The sequence below is a fragment of the Stenotrophomonas sp. LARHCG68 genome (assembly GCF_052871705.1).
The window spans coordinates 1,409,855-1,422,325 of sequence record NZ_JBIXJV010000001.1 but is presented as its reverse complement, the minus strand read 5'-3'; the positions used below and the strand labels follow the sequence as shown (position 1 = coordinate 1,422,325).

The following is a 12,471-nucleotide window of genomic DNA, read 5'->3' as shown; positions in this document are numbered from 1 at the left end:
TCCGCCCTCAAGTCATTGATATCCGTGGAGATTCAATGTTCACGAGGCGGCATTGGCAACCGAGTATAGCGACACCCTTGGTTCACGGGCGGTCGGCGGCGGCCGGGCAAAAGAAACGGGCGCCTTTCGGCGCCCGTTCTTTGCAACCCGTGCGGCAGGATCAGGCGTCGGCTTCGACGATGACCTTGACGGTGGTTTCCACGTCGGCGTGCAGCTTGACGATCACGTCGTACTCGCCCACGTTGCGGAACGCGCCTTCGCCCAGGATCACTTCGCTCTTGCTCAGCTCCAGGCCGGCAGCGGTGAAGGCTTCGGCGATGTCGCGCGGGCCAACCGAGCCATACAGCTTGCCTTCGGTCGAAGCGTGCGCACCGATGGTGACGCTGGCGCCTTCGAACTTGGCAGCGCGGCCTTCGGCGCCGTCATGGGCGGCCTTGGCCTTGGCTTCGTACTCGGCGCGCTTGGCTTCGAACTCGGCAACGTTGCTCTCGGTGGCCGGGACGGCCTTGCCCTGCGGCACGAGGAAGTTGCGGCCGTAGCCCGGCTTCACGTCGACCAGGTCGCCCAGGCCGCCGAGGTTGGTCACTTTCTGCAGGAGAATCAGCTTCATTGGTAGTGCTCCGTTATTCGTTAGCGGCACCCGGGGGCGCCGCAACGCTTGCTGTCCGAATGGACGGTGTAGAGAAGACCGGAGCGCCCGAACCGGCAGGGCCGGCCAGCGCTCCGCGCCTTATCAGACGTCGTGGTTGTCCGTGTACGGGATCAGGGCCAGGAAACGGGCGCGCTTGACGGCCGTCGACAGCTGGCGCTGGTACTTGGACTTGGTGCCGGTGACGCGGCTCGGAACGATCTTGCCGTTCTCGGTCAGGTACTGGCGCAGGGTGTTGAGATCCTTGTAATCGATCTCCTTCACGCCTTCGGCGGTGAACTTGCAGAACTTGCGGCGACGGAAGAACTTGGACATGAAAGTGCTCCTTATTCAGCAGAAGCGGCGTCGTCGCCGGCTTCGTCGTTGTTGGAAGTGGCACCTTCTTCGTCGTCACGACGACGACGCTCGCCACGCTCGGGCTTGTCACCCTTCTCGTCCTTGCTCTTCATGATCAGCGACTGCTCGGTGTCAGCCTCGTCACGCTTGATGACCAGGTTGCGCAGCACGGCGTCGTTGAAGCGGAAGCTTTCGGTCAGCTCGTTCAGGACCGACTGGTCGGCTTCGATGTTCAGCAGAACATAGTGGGCCTTGACCAGGTTCTGGATCGGGTACGCCAGCTGGCGGCGGCCCCAGTCTTCCAGACGGTGGATGGTGCCGTTGCCGGCTTCGACCAGCGCCTTGTAGCGCTCGATCATGGCGGGAACCTGTTCGCTCTGGTCCGGGTGGACCAGGAACACGACTTCGTAATGACGACTCATGTTTTCATACCTTTCGGATGTAGCCCTTGCGGGCCGGACAGCCCCCCGCCGTGGATTGCGGTGGGGCAAGGGATCCCGCGCCGGGGCGCAGGAAGCCGGCAATTATCCACCCGAACCGGCCCGCAGGCAAGTCAGGCAGTGCGCCCGGCTGAACACAGCATCCGATGCTTGCACCCGGCCCGACCAATCAACTGCTGCGCCGCAGCAAGTACACTCTGTAACCGCTTCCACGCCGCACCCGGAGCCCTCGTGCCCCCTCTGCCCTCCCTGGCCGCCTCGCTGAGCCCGCGCCAACGTACCTTCGTCCTCCTCGCCCTCTCACTCGGCGGCTTCGCCATCGGCACCAGCGAGTTCGCCAGCATGGGCCTGATGCTGGAGATCAGCCGTGGCCTGGCCATCAGCGAAGCCCAGGTCGGCCACCTGATCAGCGCCTACGCGATCGGCGTGGTGGTGGGCGCGCCGGTATTGGCCTTCGCCGGCGCCAGCGTGAGCCGGCGCACCCTGCTGTTGTGGCTGATGGGCTTCTATGCCGCTGGCAACCTGGCCAGCGCCCTGGCGCCGAACTACGCCACGATGCTGCTGGCCCGCTTCGTGGCCGGCCTGCCGCATGGCGCCTATTTCGGCGTGGCGATGCTGGTGGCCGCCTCGATCAGCCCGCCCGAACAACGCGGCTCGGCCGTCTCGCGGGTGCTGCTGGGACTGTCCATCGCCATCCTGGTCGGCAATCCATTGACGACCTGGCTGGGCCAGCAGTTCACCTGGCGCACCGCCTTCGGCCTGGTCAGCCTGCTGGCCATCGCCACCGTGCTGATGGTCGCCCGCCAACTGGCCCCCGACCCGAACGAGGCGCGCACCACGCCGATGCGCGAGCTGCGCGCCTTCAACACGCCGCAGGTCTGGCTGGCGCTGGCGATCGGCGCGATCGGCTTCGCCGGCATGTTCTGCGTATTCACCTACCTCGCACCGACCCTGGTGCATGTCACCGGCGTGGACGAACGCTGGATGCCGGTGGCGGTCTGCCTGTTCGGCGTGGGCGCCATCATCGGCAACGTGGCCGGCGGCAAGCTGGTGGACCGGTTGCAGTTCCGCGCCGCCGGCGTGTTGCTGGCCTGGTCGATCGTGGTGTTGCTGCTGTACCCGCTGGCCGCGCACTCGGCCTGGGCGATGGTGCCGGCAGTGATCGCGGTGGGCACCATGGGCGCCCTGGCCGCGGCCCTGCAGACCCGCCTGATGGACGCCGCCGGCGAGGCCCAGACGCTGGCCGCGGCGTCGAACCACGCCGCGTTCAATACCGCCAATGCGCTGGGTCCCTGGCTGGGCGGCATGGCGATCGGTGCAGGTTTCGGCTATGGCTCGACCGGCTGGGTCGGCGCCGCGACGGCGGCGGTCGGCCTGCTGCTGTGGGGCGTGGCGGTGGCGCTGGAGCGTCGCCAGGCGCCGGCAGGACAAACCTGCACGTAATGCCGAGCCATGCCCGGCACGCTTGCTGGGCATGGACGCCCGGCGGGAATCCGTCGGGCAAGGCCGCAGTGGCGCGCGGTTCGGCGCCAGCGCGGCTGGGCGGTCGACTCAGCCCAGGGCTTCGTCGGTGGTGAAGCTCTCCCCGCACCCGCATTCGGCGGCGGCATTGGGATTGTTGAAGGTAAAGGTCTCGCTGAGGCCATGCTTGCCGAAGTCGATCTCGGTGCCATCCACCAGCGGCAGGCTCTGCGCGTCGACGTAGATGCGCACCCCGTCCTGCTCGAACACGGTATCGCCTTCACGCTGGTCCTTGGCCAGGTCGGTGATGTGCCCCCAACCGGAGCAACCCGTGCGGGTCACGCCAAAACGCAGGCCCAACGCGCCGGGCGTGGAACTGACGAAGCGCTGCACGCGCAAATGGGCGACGGGGGTCAGATGAACAGCCATGCGGGGCGACTCCAGCAGATTTACGGTCCAATTATAGATGTGGCCAGGCTCCGGGAAGCGCAAGCGTTGATAAATGCCTCGCGTGCCCGGCGTTTAGGCCGCTAAAATCACGCATTCACAGATCGAGTCGATCAACAGAGGATTCAAGTCATGACGGTGGTCAGCGTTGCACACGCCCTTGCCGGGAAGATCCCGGAAGGCGGAGAAGTCACGGTTCGCGGGTGGGTGCGCACGGTGCGCGGCTCGGCGGGGCTGGCCTTCGTCAACGTCAGCGACGGCTCGGGCTTTGCCCCGATCCAGGTCGTGGCTACCGACACGCTGTCCAATTTCGAAGAGATCAAGAGCCTGACCCCCAGCTGCTCGGTGATCGCCACCGGCACCCTGGTCAAGTCGCAGGGCAAGGGGCAGAGCTTCGAGATCCAGGCACAGACGCTGGAAGTGGTCGGCTGGGTCGAGGACCCGCTGACCTACCCGATCCAGCCCAAGCCGATGTCGCCGGAGTTCCTGCGTGAAGTGGCGCACCTGCGCCCGCGCACCAACCTGTTCGGTGCGGTCACCCGCATCCGCGACTGCCTGTCCAAGGCCGTGCACCGTTACTTCCACGAGAACGGCTTCTACTGGATCAGCACCCCGATCATCACCACCTCCGACGCCGAAGGCGCCGGCCAGATGTTCCGCGTCTCCACGCTGGACATGGCCAACCTGCCGCGTACCGGCAACGGCGAGATCGACTTCAGCCGCGACTTCTTCGGCAAGGAAACCTTCCTGACCGTGTCCGGCCAGCTCAACGTCGAGGCGTACTGCCTGGCACTGAGCAAGGTCTACACCTTCGGCCCGACCTTCCGCGCCGAGAACAGCCACACCACCCGCCACCTGGCCGAGTTCTGGATGGTGGAGCCGGAGATCGCCTTCGCCGACCTGGCCGAGGACGCGCGCGTGGCCGAGGAATTCCTGAAGTACCTGTTCCGCGCGGTGCTCGACGAGCGCGCCGACGACATGGCCTTCATCGCCGAGCGCGTGCAGAAGGACGCCATCACCCGCCTGGAGTCGTTCGTCAACGCACCGTTCGAGCGCATCGAGTACAGCGATGCGATCACCCTGCTGCAGAAGTCGGGCAAGAAGTTCGACTACCCGGTCGAATGGGGCCTGGACCTGCAGACCGAGCACGAGCGCTGGCTGACCGAGGAACACGTCGGCCGCCCGGTGGTGGTGACCAACTACCCCGAGCACATCAAGGCCTTCTACATGCGCCTGAACGACGACGGCAGGACCGTCGCGGCGATGGACGTGCTGGCCCCGGGCATCGGCGAGATCATCGGCGGCAGCCAGCGCGAAGAGCGCCTGGACGTGCTGGACGCGCGCATGGCGCAGTTCGGCCTGGATCCGGAGCACTACCAGTGGTACCGCGATTTCCGTCGCTACGGCTCGGTGCCGCACGCCGGCTTCGGCCTGGGCTTCGAGCGCCTGGTGGTCTACGTCTGCGGCCTGTCCAACATCCGCGACGCCATCCCCTACCCGCGCGCCCCGGGTTCGGCCGAGTTCTGATATCGACAGGAGCCTTGTGATGAGAAAGCAGGTCGCCGTGAACACCGTCACCGCCCATGGCACGGCTGTCCGCCCTGCCCTTGCTTGCCGTCACCGGGCGCCACGCGCATGACCTTGTTCTTCGCCCTGTGTTTCGTCGGCGTGGCGATCGCCGGGTTCAGCGCGCTGCTGATCTTCTGGCCGTTGACGCTGGTGCATGTCCGTGACCGCCATCCGGCGGTTGCGGACGGTTTTGGCGAGTTCGCCTTCCTCGATGGCAGGGCCTTGCGCTGGCTGATCAGCGGCCGCTACCGCGCGCTCGATGACCGCGCGCTCAGCGGCCTGGCCACCCCGGCCCGGATCGCCTTGTACGTGATCTGGTTCGGGCTGGGCATGGCCGGCCTGCTTTGGCTCTATTCCCTGGTACTGAAATGAACGACTCCGACACGCCCACCGACCAGTGGTGGCTGGCCCATCTCGGCAACACCCTGATCTGGGCACGCCTGCGCGTGCGCCCGGCCGGCACCGCCGAGGTGCTGGACAGCGACGGCAACACGCTCAGCTATGACAGCGAGGACACCGCCCGCGCGCAGTTGTTCGACGCCGAATTCGTGGCCTACGACGGCCTGGACGAAGAGGATGCGCTGGCACGCGGCTTCTCGCTGAGCGAGGTGCAGCCACCGCAGGCCAGCGATGACGACGCCCTGCGCGGACGCATGGTGCAACTGCTCGGCGGGCGGGCCTGATCCGGGCCGATGTTCACCCCGGCCGCCTTCGCCGAAACCGATCTGCGCTGGCTGGACCTGCTGCTGGCGCGCGACCCGTTCGTCACCGTGCTGACCCTCGGCGCCGACGGCCTGCCGGAAGCCACCCGGCTGCCGGTGCTGTACCGGCGTGAGGGTGACCGGATCGAGCTGAGCGGCCACTGGGCGCGGCCCAATCCGCAGGCCCGCCATTCCGGCGCGGCCAAGGTGCTGGTCAACGGACCGCACGGCTATGTGTCGGCCAGCTGGTACCCGGACAAGGAGGCCGCCTCGCGGGTCCCGACCTGGAACCATGCCGGCGCCGAGTTGACCGGCCAGTTGCACACCTTCGATGACGCCGACAGCCTTTCCCACCTGCTGGAACAGCTCAGCGACCATTTCGAGGCCCGCGCCGGCCAGGCCTGGCGCTTTGAACGCGACCATGCGCCCCACCAGCGCATGCTGCGCGGCATCATCGGCTTCCGCTTCCAGGCACAGCGCACCGAACTCACGCTGAAGTTCAGCCAGAACCATCCCGAATCCAACCAGCTGGCCGTCATCGATGCCCTCGATGCGCTGGCCGATGCCGACAACCGCGAACTTGCGCAGTGGATGCGCCGGTTCCGCCGCGGACTGGCCGGCGACGACTGACGACAACGCTTCCCGCGACGTCGCACCGCCCCGCGGTGCGGCGCCCTCTCCTACCTGATCGCAAGGGAATCCCAACGATGAAAGACATCCTCAAGCTGCTGCAGAACAACCGCGAATGGGCGGACCGGATCGAACGTGAAGACCCGGAGTTCTTCCACCAGCTGGCCAAGCAGCAGAACCCGGAATACCTGTGGATCGGCTGCTCCGACTCGCGCGTGCCGGCCAACCAGATCATCGGCATGGCGCCGGGCGAGGTGTTCGTGCACCGCAATGTCGCCAACGTGGTGGTGCATACCGACCTGAACTGCCTGAGCGTGATCCAGTACGCGGTGGACCAGCTCAAGATCAAGCACATCCTGATCGTCGGCCACTACGGTTGTGGCGGCGTGCATGCGGCGTTGAACAAGGTGCGCGTCGGCCTGGCCGACAACTGGCTGCGCCACGTCGGCGATGTCGCGCAGAAGCACAACGACATCCTGTCCCAGATCGAGGACCCGGAGCTGCGCCACGCCCGCCTGTGCGAACTGAACGTGATCGAGCAGGTGGTCAATGCCTGCCACTCCACCATCGTGCAGGACGCCTGGGCACGCGGCCAGAAGCTGATGGTGCACGGCTGGGTCTACAGCCTGCGCGACGGCCGGGTCAGCGAGATGGGCATCGACGTCGGTGCGCCGGAAGATCTGCAGCCGGCCTACGAGAAGGCATTGTCGTTCGTGCCGCGGCGCGGCAAGCGGCACTGAGTCGTACGTTTGGGCTTACGCAAAAGAGCTCCCTCATCCGCCCCTTCGGGGCACCTTCTCCCGTCGGCGGGAGAAGGCAAACCTTCCGCCGGGACATCCGCATGCTTGCTTCCCCCATCAACCTGCCTGGCTGGATCGAGGAACACCGCCACCTGCTCAAGCCGCCGGTCGGCAACAAGATGATCGAGAACGGCGACTTCATCGTGATGGTGGTCGGCGGCCCCAACAGCCGCAGCGACTACCACTGGGACGAAGGCCCGGAGTGGTTCTACCAGCTGGAAGGCGAGATGGTGCTGCGCGTGCAGGAAGACGGCACGGTGCGCGACATCCCGATCCGGGCCGGCGAGATCTTCCTGCTGCCGCCGCGCGTGCCGCATTCGCCGCAGCGCATGCCCGGCTCGGTCGGGCTGGTGGTCGAGCGCAAGCGGCTGGAACATGAACTGGATGGATTCATGTGGTTCTGCCCAAGCTGCAACCACAAGATCTACGAGGAGTTCTTCCCGTTGAAGAACATCGAGACCGACCTGCCCAAGGTCTTCGATCGCTTCCATTCCTCGCTGCAGCACCGGACCTGCACGCAATGCGGCACGGTCCATCCGCTGCCCCAGCCGGCCACCCCGGAGGCCTGAGCCGGGGCGCGGTGCCGGGGTACACTGCGGGTTCTTTCTCGACGCCCGCACACCGATGAACGAAACCCTGTCCCCGGCCCACGCCACCGCACTGGATGCTGCCGATCCGCTGCGCCACCTGCGCAAGCAGTTCCTGATCCCGCAGCACGACGCCGAGGACCAGATCTACTTCGTCGGCAACTCGCTGGGCCTGCAGCCCAAGGGTGCCAAGGCGATGGTGCAGGAAGTCATGGACCTGTGGGCGAGCATTGCCGTGGAGGGCCATTTCACCGGTCCCACGCACTGGATGAGCTACCACCGGCTGGTGCGCGACTCGCTGGCCCGCGTGGTCGGCGCGCTGCCCGGCGAAGTGGTGGCGATGAACACGCTGAGCGTGAACCTGCACCTGATGATGGTCAGCTTCTACCGCCCGACCGCCGAACGTCCGGCCATCGTGATGGAAGCCGGCGCATTCCCGACCGACCGCCATGCGGTCGAGGCGCAGATCCGCTTCCACGGCTTCAACCCGGACACCGACCTGATCGAGGTCCAGCCGGACGAGCCCAACGGCACCATTTCGATGGCCGCGATCGAGCGCGCCATCGCCGGCAACGGCAAGCGCGTGGCGCTGGTGCTGTGGCCGGGCGTGCAGTACCGCACCGGCCAGGTGTTCGACCTGGACGCGATCACCCGGCTGGCGCGTGCACACGGCGCCAACATCGGCTTCGACCTGGCCCATTCGGTCGGCAATGTGCCGCTGGCGTTGCACGACATCGCCCCCGACTTCGCGGTGTGGTGCCACTACAAGTACCTCAATGCCGGCCCCGGCGCGGTCGCCGGTTGCTTCGTGCACGAGCGCCATGCCAACGACACCACGCTGCCGCGCTTTGCCGGCTGGTGGGGCCACGAGCAGGCCACCCGCTTCCAGATGGCGCCGCAGTTCGTGCCGGAAGTCGGCGCCGAAGGCTGGCAGCTGAGCAACCCGCCGGTACTCGGCCTGGCCCCGCTGCGGGCCTCGCTGGCCTTGTTCGACGAAGCCGGCATGCCGGCGCTGCGGGCCAAGTCCGAGCGGCTGACCGGCTACCTGGAAACGATGGTCCGCGCGCGCCTGGGCGAAGTGCTGCAGGTCATCACCCCCAGCGAGCTCGAACGCCGCGGCTGCCAGTTGTCGCTGCGCGTGAACGGCGGCCGCAGCCAGGGCCGCTCGCTGTTCGAATACCTGCAATCGGTGGGCGTGCTGGGCGACTGGCGCGAACCGGACGTGATCCGCATCTCGCCCACGCCGATGTACAACCGTTACCGCGATGTCTACCGCTTCATCGACGAAGTGGAAGCCTGGGCCGGTGTCTGAGCCTACGGAACCCCTGCATTTGACCACGACCGCTCCCCGCAGCCTCACCCTGATCGGCGCCGGCCTGGCCGGCTCGCTGCTCGCCATCCTGCTGGCCCGCCAGGGCTGGCGCATCACCATCTACGAACGTCGCGGCGATCCGCGCGTGGCCGACTACGAGTCCGGCCGCTCGATCAACCTGGCCCTGGCCGAGCGCGGGCGCAACGCGCTGCGCCAGGCCGGCGTGGAAGACGCCGTGATGGCGCGCACGGTGATGATGCGCGGGCGCATGGTGCATCCGCGTGGCGGCAGCGAGGAGCTGCAGCGGTATGGGCGCGACGACAGCGAGGTGATCTGGTCAGTGCACCGCAAGGACCTCAATGTCACCTTGCTGCAGCTGGCCGAGCAGGCCGGTGCGCAGGTGCATTTCCACCGGCGCCTGCACACGGTGGATTTCGATGCCGGCTACGCCCGCTTCATCGATGACCGCGATGACTCGCCGCATGACATCCACTTCGACACACCGCTGATCGGCGCCGACGGCGCCGGTTCGGCGCTGCGCGCGGCGATGAACCGCAAGTCACCGCTGGGCGAGCGCATCGATTTCCTCGACCACTCGTACAAGGAACTGGAGATCCCGCCCGGTCCGGACGGCCGCTTCCTGATCGAGGGCAATGCCCTGCACATCTGGCCACGTGGCCGGTACATGTGCATCGCCCTGCCCAACGACGAGGGCACCTTCACCGTCACCCTGTTCCTGCCCAACGCCGGGGAGCCAAGCTTCGCCACGGTGCGCAGCGGTGCCGAAGCCGAGGCCCTGTTCCAGCGCGATTTCCCTGATGCGCTGGCGCTGATCCCCAACCTGCGCCAGGACTGGGAACAACACCCGCCGGGCCTGCTCGGCACGCTGTACCTGGACCGCTGGCACCAGGGTGGCAAGGCCGTGCTGATCGGTGATGCCGCGCACGCGATGGTGCCGTTCCACGGCCAGGGCATGAACTGCGCGTTCGAGGACTGCGTGGTGCTGGCCCGCACGTTGGCCGAATGCGCGACCACCGAAGACGCCTTCGCTGCATTCGAGGCCGAGCGCAAGCCCAATGCCGCGGCCATCCAGCAGATGGCGCTGGACAACTACCTGGAGATGCGCGACCGCGTCGCCGACCCGGCCTTCCTGCTGCAGCGCGAGCTGGAACAGGCCCTGCAGGCGCGCTGGCCGACCCGCTTCGTCCCGCACTACACGATGGTCACCTTCCTGCACACGCCCTATGCGCTCGCGCTGGAACGCACCCGCATCCAGCAGCGCATCCTGGCCGACGCCACCGCCGGCCATGACACGCTGGCGCACATCGACTGGGCCGCGCTGGAGCAGGTCGTGCACGCGCAATTGCCCGTACTGGAGGGCGCGCACTGATGGCCGACAGCTTCCTGTTCTACGACCTGGAGACCTTCGGCCAGGACCCACGCCGCACCCGCATCGCGCAATTCGCCGCGGTCCGTACCGACCCGCAACTGCGCGTGATCGACGAGCCGGTCAGCTTCTACGTCAAGCCGGCCGATGACCTGCTGCCCTCGCCCATCGCCACGCTGATCACCGGCATCACCCCGCAGCACGCGCTGGCCGAAGGCGTCAGCGAAGCGGAGGCGTTCGCCCGCATCCAGGAGCTGATGGCACGCCCGAAGACCTGCACGCTGGGTTACAACACGCTGCGCTTCGACGATGAATTCGTCCGTTACGGGCTGTTCCGCAACTTCCATGATCCGTACGAACGCGAGTGGCGCAGCGGCAACTCGCGCTGGGACCTGCTCGACATGCTGCGCCTGGTCCACGCACTGCGCCCGGAGGGCATCCAGTGGCCCACCCGCGAGGACGGCGCCACCTCGTTCAAGCTGGAACACCTCGCGTTGGCCAACGACGTGCGCGAAGGCGATGCCCACGAGGCACTGTCCGACGTCTACGCCACCATCGGCATGGCGCGTCGCTTCCAGCAGGCGCAGCCGCGCATGTGGGAGTACGCGCTGCGCCTGCGCGACAAGCGCTTCGTCGCCAGCCTGCTCGACGTGGTGGCGATGCAGCCGGTACTGCACATCTCCATGCGCTACCCGGCCAGCCGGCTGTGCGCGGCCCCGGTACTGCCGCTGGCCCACCACCCGCATATCAACAACCGGGTGATCGTGTTCGATCTGGAAGGCGACGTCGACGCGCTGATGGACCTGTCGGTGGAGGAGATCACCCAGCGCCTGTACACCCGCGCCGCCGACCTGCCCGAAGGCCAGCAGCGCGTACCACTGAAAGAGGTCCACCTCAACAAGGTGCCGGCGCTGGTGGCCTGGAACCACCTGCGCGCGCCCGACTTCCAGCGCCTGGCCATCGACCCGGCCGAGGTCGAAGCCAAGGCCGAAAGGCTGCGCGCGATCGGCCCGGCACTGGCCGAGAAGGCCCGTCAGGTGTTCGCCCGCGAACGCGGCCAGGAAGGCCCGGTCGACGCCGACGCCTCGCTGTACGACGGCTTCCTGGCCGAAGGCGACAAGGGCCTGCTGAGCAAGGTCCGCACCGCCCCACCGGAGGCACTCCAGGCGCTGGAACAACGCTTCCGTGACCCGCGCCTGCCGGAGCTGCTGTTCCGCTACCGCGCCCGCAACCACCCGCAATCGCTGGATGCGACCGCGCGCTCACGCTGGGATGCGTATCGTCGCCAGCGACTGCTCGACGTGCCCAGCCTGTCCGAACAGACCTTGCCGGCGTATTTCGCGCAGATCACCGCACTCCGTTCCGAACACCAGGACAACCCGGCTTCCCTGACCCTGCTCGACGCGCTGGACCAGTGGGGCAACGACCTGCAGACCACGCTATGACCCAGTACTTCAGCGACGCCAGCTACAAATTCCTGCGCGGCCTGGCCCGGCACAACGACAAGGCCTGGTTTGCCGAGCACAAGCAGCAGTACGAAGACCATGTACGGCAGCCGTTCCTGCGCCTGATCACCGACCTGCAGCCAGACCTGACCGAGGTCAGCGCGCACTTCCGTGCCGACCCACGCACCGTCGGTGGTTCGCTGTTCCGCATCTACCGTGACTCGCGCTTCTCCAACGACAAGACGCCATACAAGACCTGGCAGGGCGCACGGCTGTTCCACGAACGCCGCAAGGAAGTCCCCGCGCCGTCGTACTACATCCACCTGGCACCGGGCGAGAACTTCATCGGTGCCGGCATCTGGCATCCGGAACCGGACACCCAGCGCAAGCTGCGTCAGTTCATCTTCGACAACCCGGGCAGCTGGAAGGCCGCCGCGCACGCGCCGGCGGTGCGCAAGCGCTACGACTTCGAGACCAGCGAGAAACTGGTGCGCCCGCCGCGCGGGTTCCCCGCCGATTTCGAGTTCATCGACGACCTCAAGCATCGCAACTGGGTACTGTGGCGCGCCATCGACGACGACACCATGACCGGGCCGCGCCTGCGCCAGACACTGGCCAAGGACCTGGCCGCGCTGGCACCGTTCGTCGACTACCTGTGCGCGGCGCTGGACCTGGAGTTCTGAGCCGGGGTTCACGCAGCCAACACG

General features: G+C 67.1%; 15 protein-coding genes. 11 read left to right on the top strand and 4 right to left on the bottom strand.

What is annotated here, in order from left to right:
- Nucleotides 1-160 precede the first annotated feature (160 nt).
- The 3 genes from rplI to rpsF all read right to left on the bottom strand — a co-directional run bounded on the left by rplI (nucleotide 161) and on the right by rpsF (nucleotide 1,407).
- Entirely contained in the window at nucleotides 161-610 is a 450-nt protein-coding gene (gene rplI, locus ACIPR8_RS06255; protein ID WP_192288526.1) for a 50S ribosomal protein L9, read from the bottom strand.
- 123 nt (nucleotides 611-733) lie between these two features.
- Complete coding sequence (gene rpsR / locus ACIPR8_RS06250; protein ID WP_054666474.1) at nucleotides 734-964, bottom strand: 30S ribosomal protein S18; 231 nt, start codon at nucleotides 962-964, stop codon at nucleotides 734-736.
- Nucleotides 965-975: 11 nt separating this feature from the next.
- Entirely contained in the window at nucleotides 976-1,407 is a 432-nt protein-coding gene (rpsF, locus tag ACIPR8_RS06245) for a 30S ribosomal protein S6 (RefSeq protein ID WP_132864252.1), read from the bottom strand.
- 249 nt (nucleotides 1,408-1,656) lie between these two features.
- Between rpsF and ACIPR8_RS06240 the strand changes: the two genes are divergently transcribed.
- Nucleotides 1,657-2,868 (top strand): MFS transporter, encoded by a 1,212-nt coding sequence (locus ACIPR8_RS06240; protein WP_446540450.1) that lies wholly within the window; start codon nucleotides 1,657-1,659, stop codon nucleotides 2,866-2,868.
- A gap of 108 nt (nucleotides 2,869-2,976) precedes the next feature.
- On the opposite strand, the gene ACIPR8_RS06235 is transcribed toward ACIPR8_RS06240, so the two are convergent.
- Nucleotides 2,977-3,315 carry a HesB/IscA family protein gene (locus ACIPR8_RS06235; RefSeq protein ID WP_446540449.1) on the bottom strand — a complete coding sequence of 113 codons (339 nt, stop codon included), beginning with the start codon at nucleotides 3,313-3,315 and terminating at the stop codon, nucleotides 2,977-2,979.
- A gap of 150 nt (nucleotides 3,316-3,465) precedes the next feature.
- On the opposite strand from ACIPR8_RS06235, the gene asnS reads away from it, so the two are divergent.
- The 10 genes from asnS to ACIPR8_RS06185 all read left to right on the top strand — a co-directional run bounded on the left by asnS (nucleotide 3,466) and on the right by ACIPR8_RS06185 (nucleotide 12,447).
- Nucleotides 3,466-4,860, top strand: a complete 1,395-nt coding sequence (gene asnS / locus ACIPR8_RS06230) for an asparagine--tRNA ligase (protein ID WP_132864255.1) — start codon at nucleotides 3,466-3,468, stop codon at nucleotides 4,858-4,860.
- 108 nt (nucleotides 4,861-4,968) lie between these two features.
- Complete coding sequence (locus tag ACIPR8_RS06225) at nucleotides 4,969-5,274, top strand: hypothetical protein (protein ID WP_446540448.1); 306 nt, start codon at nucleotides 4,969-4,971, stop codon at nucleotides 5,272-5,274.
- The gene (locus ACIPR8_RS06220) at nucleotides 5,271-5,585 is read left to right on the top strand and encodes a hypothetical protein (protein WP_313251001.1); all 315 of its coding nucleotides are present in this window, start codon (nucleotides 5,271-5,273) and stop codon (nucleotides 5,583-5,585) included. The genes ACIPR8_RS06225 and ACIPR8_RS06220 overlap by 4 nt, the downstream gene beginning before the upstream one ends.
- A gap of 9 nt (nucleotides 5,586-5,594) precedes the next feature.
- Nucleotides 5,595-6,233, top strand: a complete 639-nt coding sequence (locus ACIPR8_RS06215; protein ID WP_446540447.1) for an FMN-binding negative transcriptional regulator — start codon at nucleotides 5,595-5,597, stop codon at nucleotides 6,231-6,233.
- 77 nt (nucleotides 6,234-6,310) lie between these two features.
- Nucleotides 6,311-6,973 (top strand): carbonate dehydratase, encoded by a 663-nt coding sequence (gene can / locus ACIPR8_RS06210; protein ID WP_192288522.1) that lies wholly within the window; start codon nucleotides 6,311-6,313, stop codon nucleotides 6,971-6,973.
- 101 nt (nucleotides 6,974-7,074) lie between these two features.
- Nucleotides 7,075-7,602, top strand: a complete 528-nt coding sequence (locus tag ACIPR8_RS06205; protein ID WP_132864260.1) for a 3-hydroxyanthranilate 3,4-dioxygenase — start codon at nucleotides 7,075-7,077, stop codon at nucleotides 7,600-7,602.
- A 55-nt stretch (nucleotides 7,603-7,657) separates the two neighbouring features.
- Complete coding sequence (gene kynU / locus ACIPR8_RS06200; RefSeq protein WP_446540446.1) at nucleotides 7,658-8,932, top strand: kynureninase; 1,275 nt, start codon at nucleotides 7,658-7,660, stop codon at nucleotides 8,930-8,932.
- A gap of 19 nt (nucleotides 8,933-8,951) precedes the next feature.
- On the top strand, nucleotides 8,952-10,322 hold the full coding sequence (locus ACIPR8_RS06195) for an FAD-dependent oxidoreductase (RefSeq protein ID WP_446540445.1): 1,371 nt from the start codon (nucleotides 8,952-8,954) through the stop codon (nucleotides 10,320-10,322).
- Complete coding sequence (gene sbcB / locus ACIPR8_RS06190; RefSeq protein WP_446540444.1) at nucleotides 10,322-11,764, top strand: exodeoxyribonuclease I; 1,443 nt, start codon at nucleotides 10,322-10,324, stop codon at nucleotides 11,762-11,764. The genes ACIPR8_RS06195 and sbcB overlap by 1 nt, the downstream gene beginning before the upstream one ends.
- Nucleotides 11,761-12,447 carry a DUF2461 domain-containing protein gene (locus ACIPR8_RS06185; protein WP_446540443.1) on the top strand — a complete coding sequence of 229 codons (687 nt, stop codon included), beginning with the start codon at nucleotides 11,761-11,763 and terminating at the stop codon, nucleotides 12,445-12,447. Before sbcB ends, ACIPR8_RS06185 begins: the two co-directional genes overlap by 4 nt.
- The last annotated feature ends 24 nt before the right edge of the window (nucleotides 12,448-12,471 follow it).

Excerpts from the sequence above, each read along its gene's own strand:
- kynU (WP_446540446.1), top strand. The coding sequence starts at position 7,658 with ATGAACGAAACCCTGTCCCCGGCCCACGCCACCGCACTGGATGCTGCC.
- ACIPR8_RS06220 (WP_313251001.1), top strand. The coding sequence starts at position 5,271 with ATGAACGACTCCGACACGCCCACCGACCAGTGGTGGCTGGCCCATCTC.
- asnS (WP_132864255.1), top strand. The coding sequence starts at position 3,466 with ATGACGGTGGTCAGCGTTGCACACGCCCTTGCCGGGAAGATCCCGGAA.
- rplI (WP_192288526.1), bottom strand. The coding sequence starts at position 610 with ATGAAGCTGATTCTCCTGCAGAAAGTGACCAACCTCGGCGGCCTGGGC.
- ACIPR8_RS06225 (WP_446540448.1), top strand. The coding sequence starts at position 4,969 with ATGACCTTGTTCTTCGCCCTGTGTTTCGTCGGCGTGGCGATCGCCGGG.
- ACIPR8_RS06215 (WP_446540447.1), top strand. The coding sequence starts at position 5,595 with ATGTTCACCCCGGCCGCCTTCGCCGAAACCGATCTGCGCTGGCTGGAC.
- can (WP_192288522.1), top strand. The coding sequence starts at position 6,311 with ATGAAAGACATCCTCAAGCTGCTGCAGAACAACCGCGAATGGGCGGAC.
- rpsR (WP_054666474.1), bottom strand. The coding sequence starts at position 964 with ATGTCCAAGTTCTTCCGTCGCCGCAAGTTCTGCAAGTTCACCGCCGAA.
- ACIPR8_RS06235 (WP_446540449.1), bottom strand. The coding sequence starts at position 3,315 with ATGGCTGTTCATCTGACCCCCGTCGCCCATTTGCGCGTGCAGCGCTTC.
- sbcB (WP_446540444.1), top strand. The coding sequence starts at position 10,322 with ATGGCCGACAGCTTCCTGTTCTACGACCTGGAGACCTTCGGCCAGGAC.
- rpsF (WP_132864252.1), bottom strand. The coding sequence starts at position 1,407 with ATGAGTCGTCATTACGAAGTCGTGTTCCTGGTCCACCCGGACCAGAGC.
- ACIPR8_RS06185 (WP_446540443.1), top strand. The coding sequence starts at position 11,761 with ATGACCCAGTACTTCAGCGACGCCAGCTACAAATTCCTGCGCGGCCTG.
- ACIPR8_RS06205 (WP_132864260.1), top strand. The coding sequence starts at position 7,075 with ATGCTTGCTTCCCCCATCAACCTGCCTGGCTGGATCGAGGAACACCGC.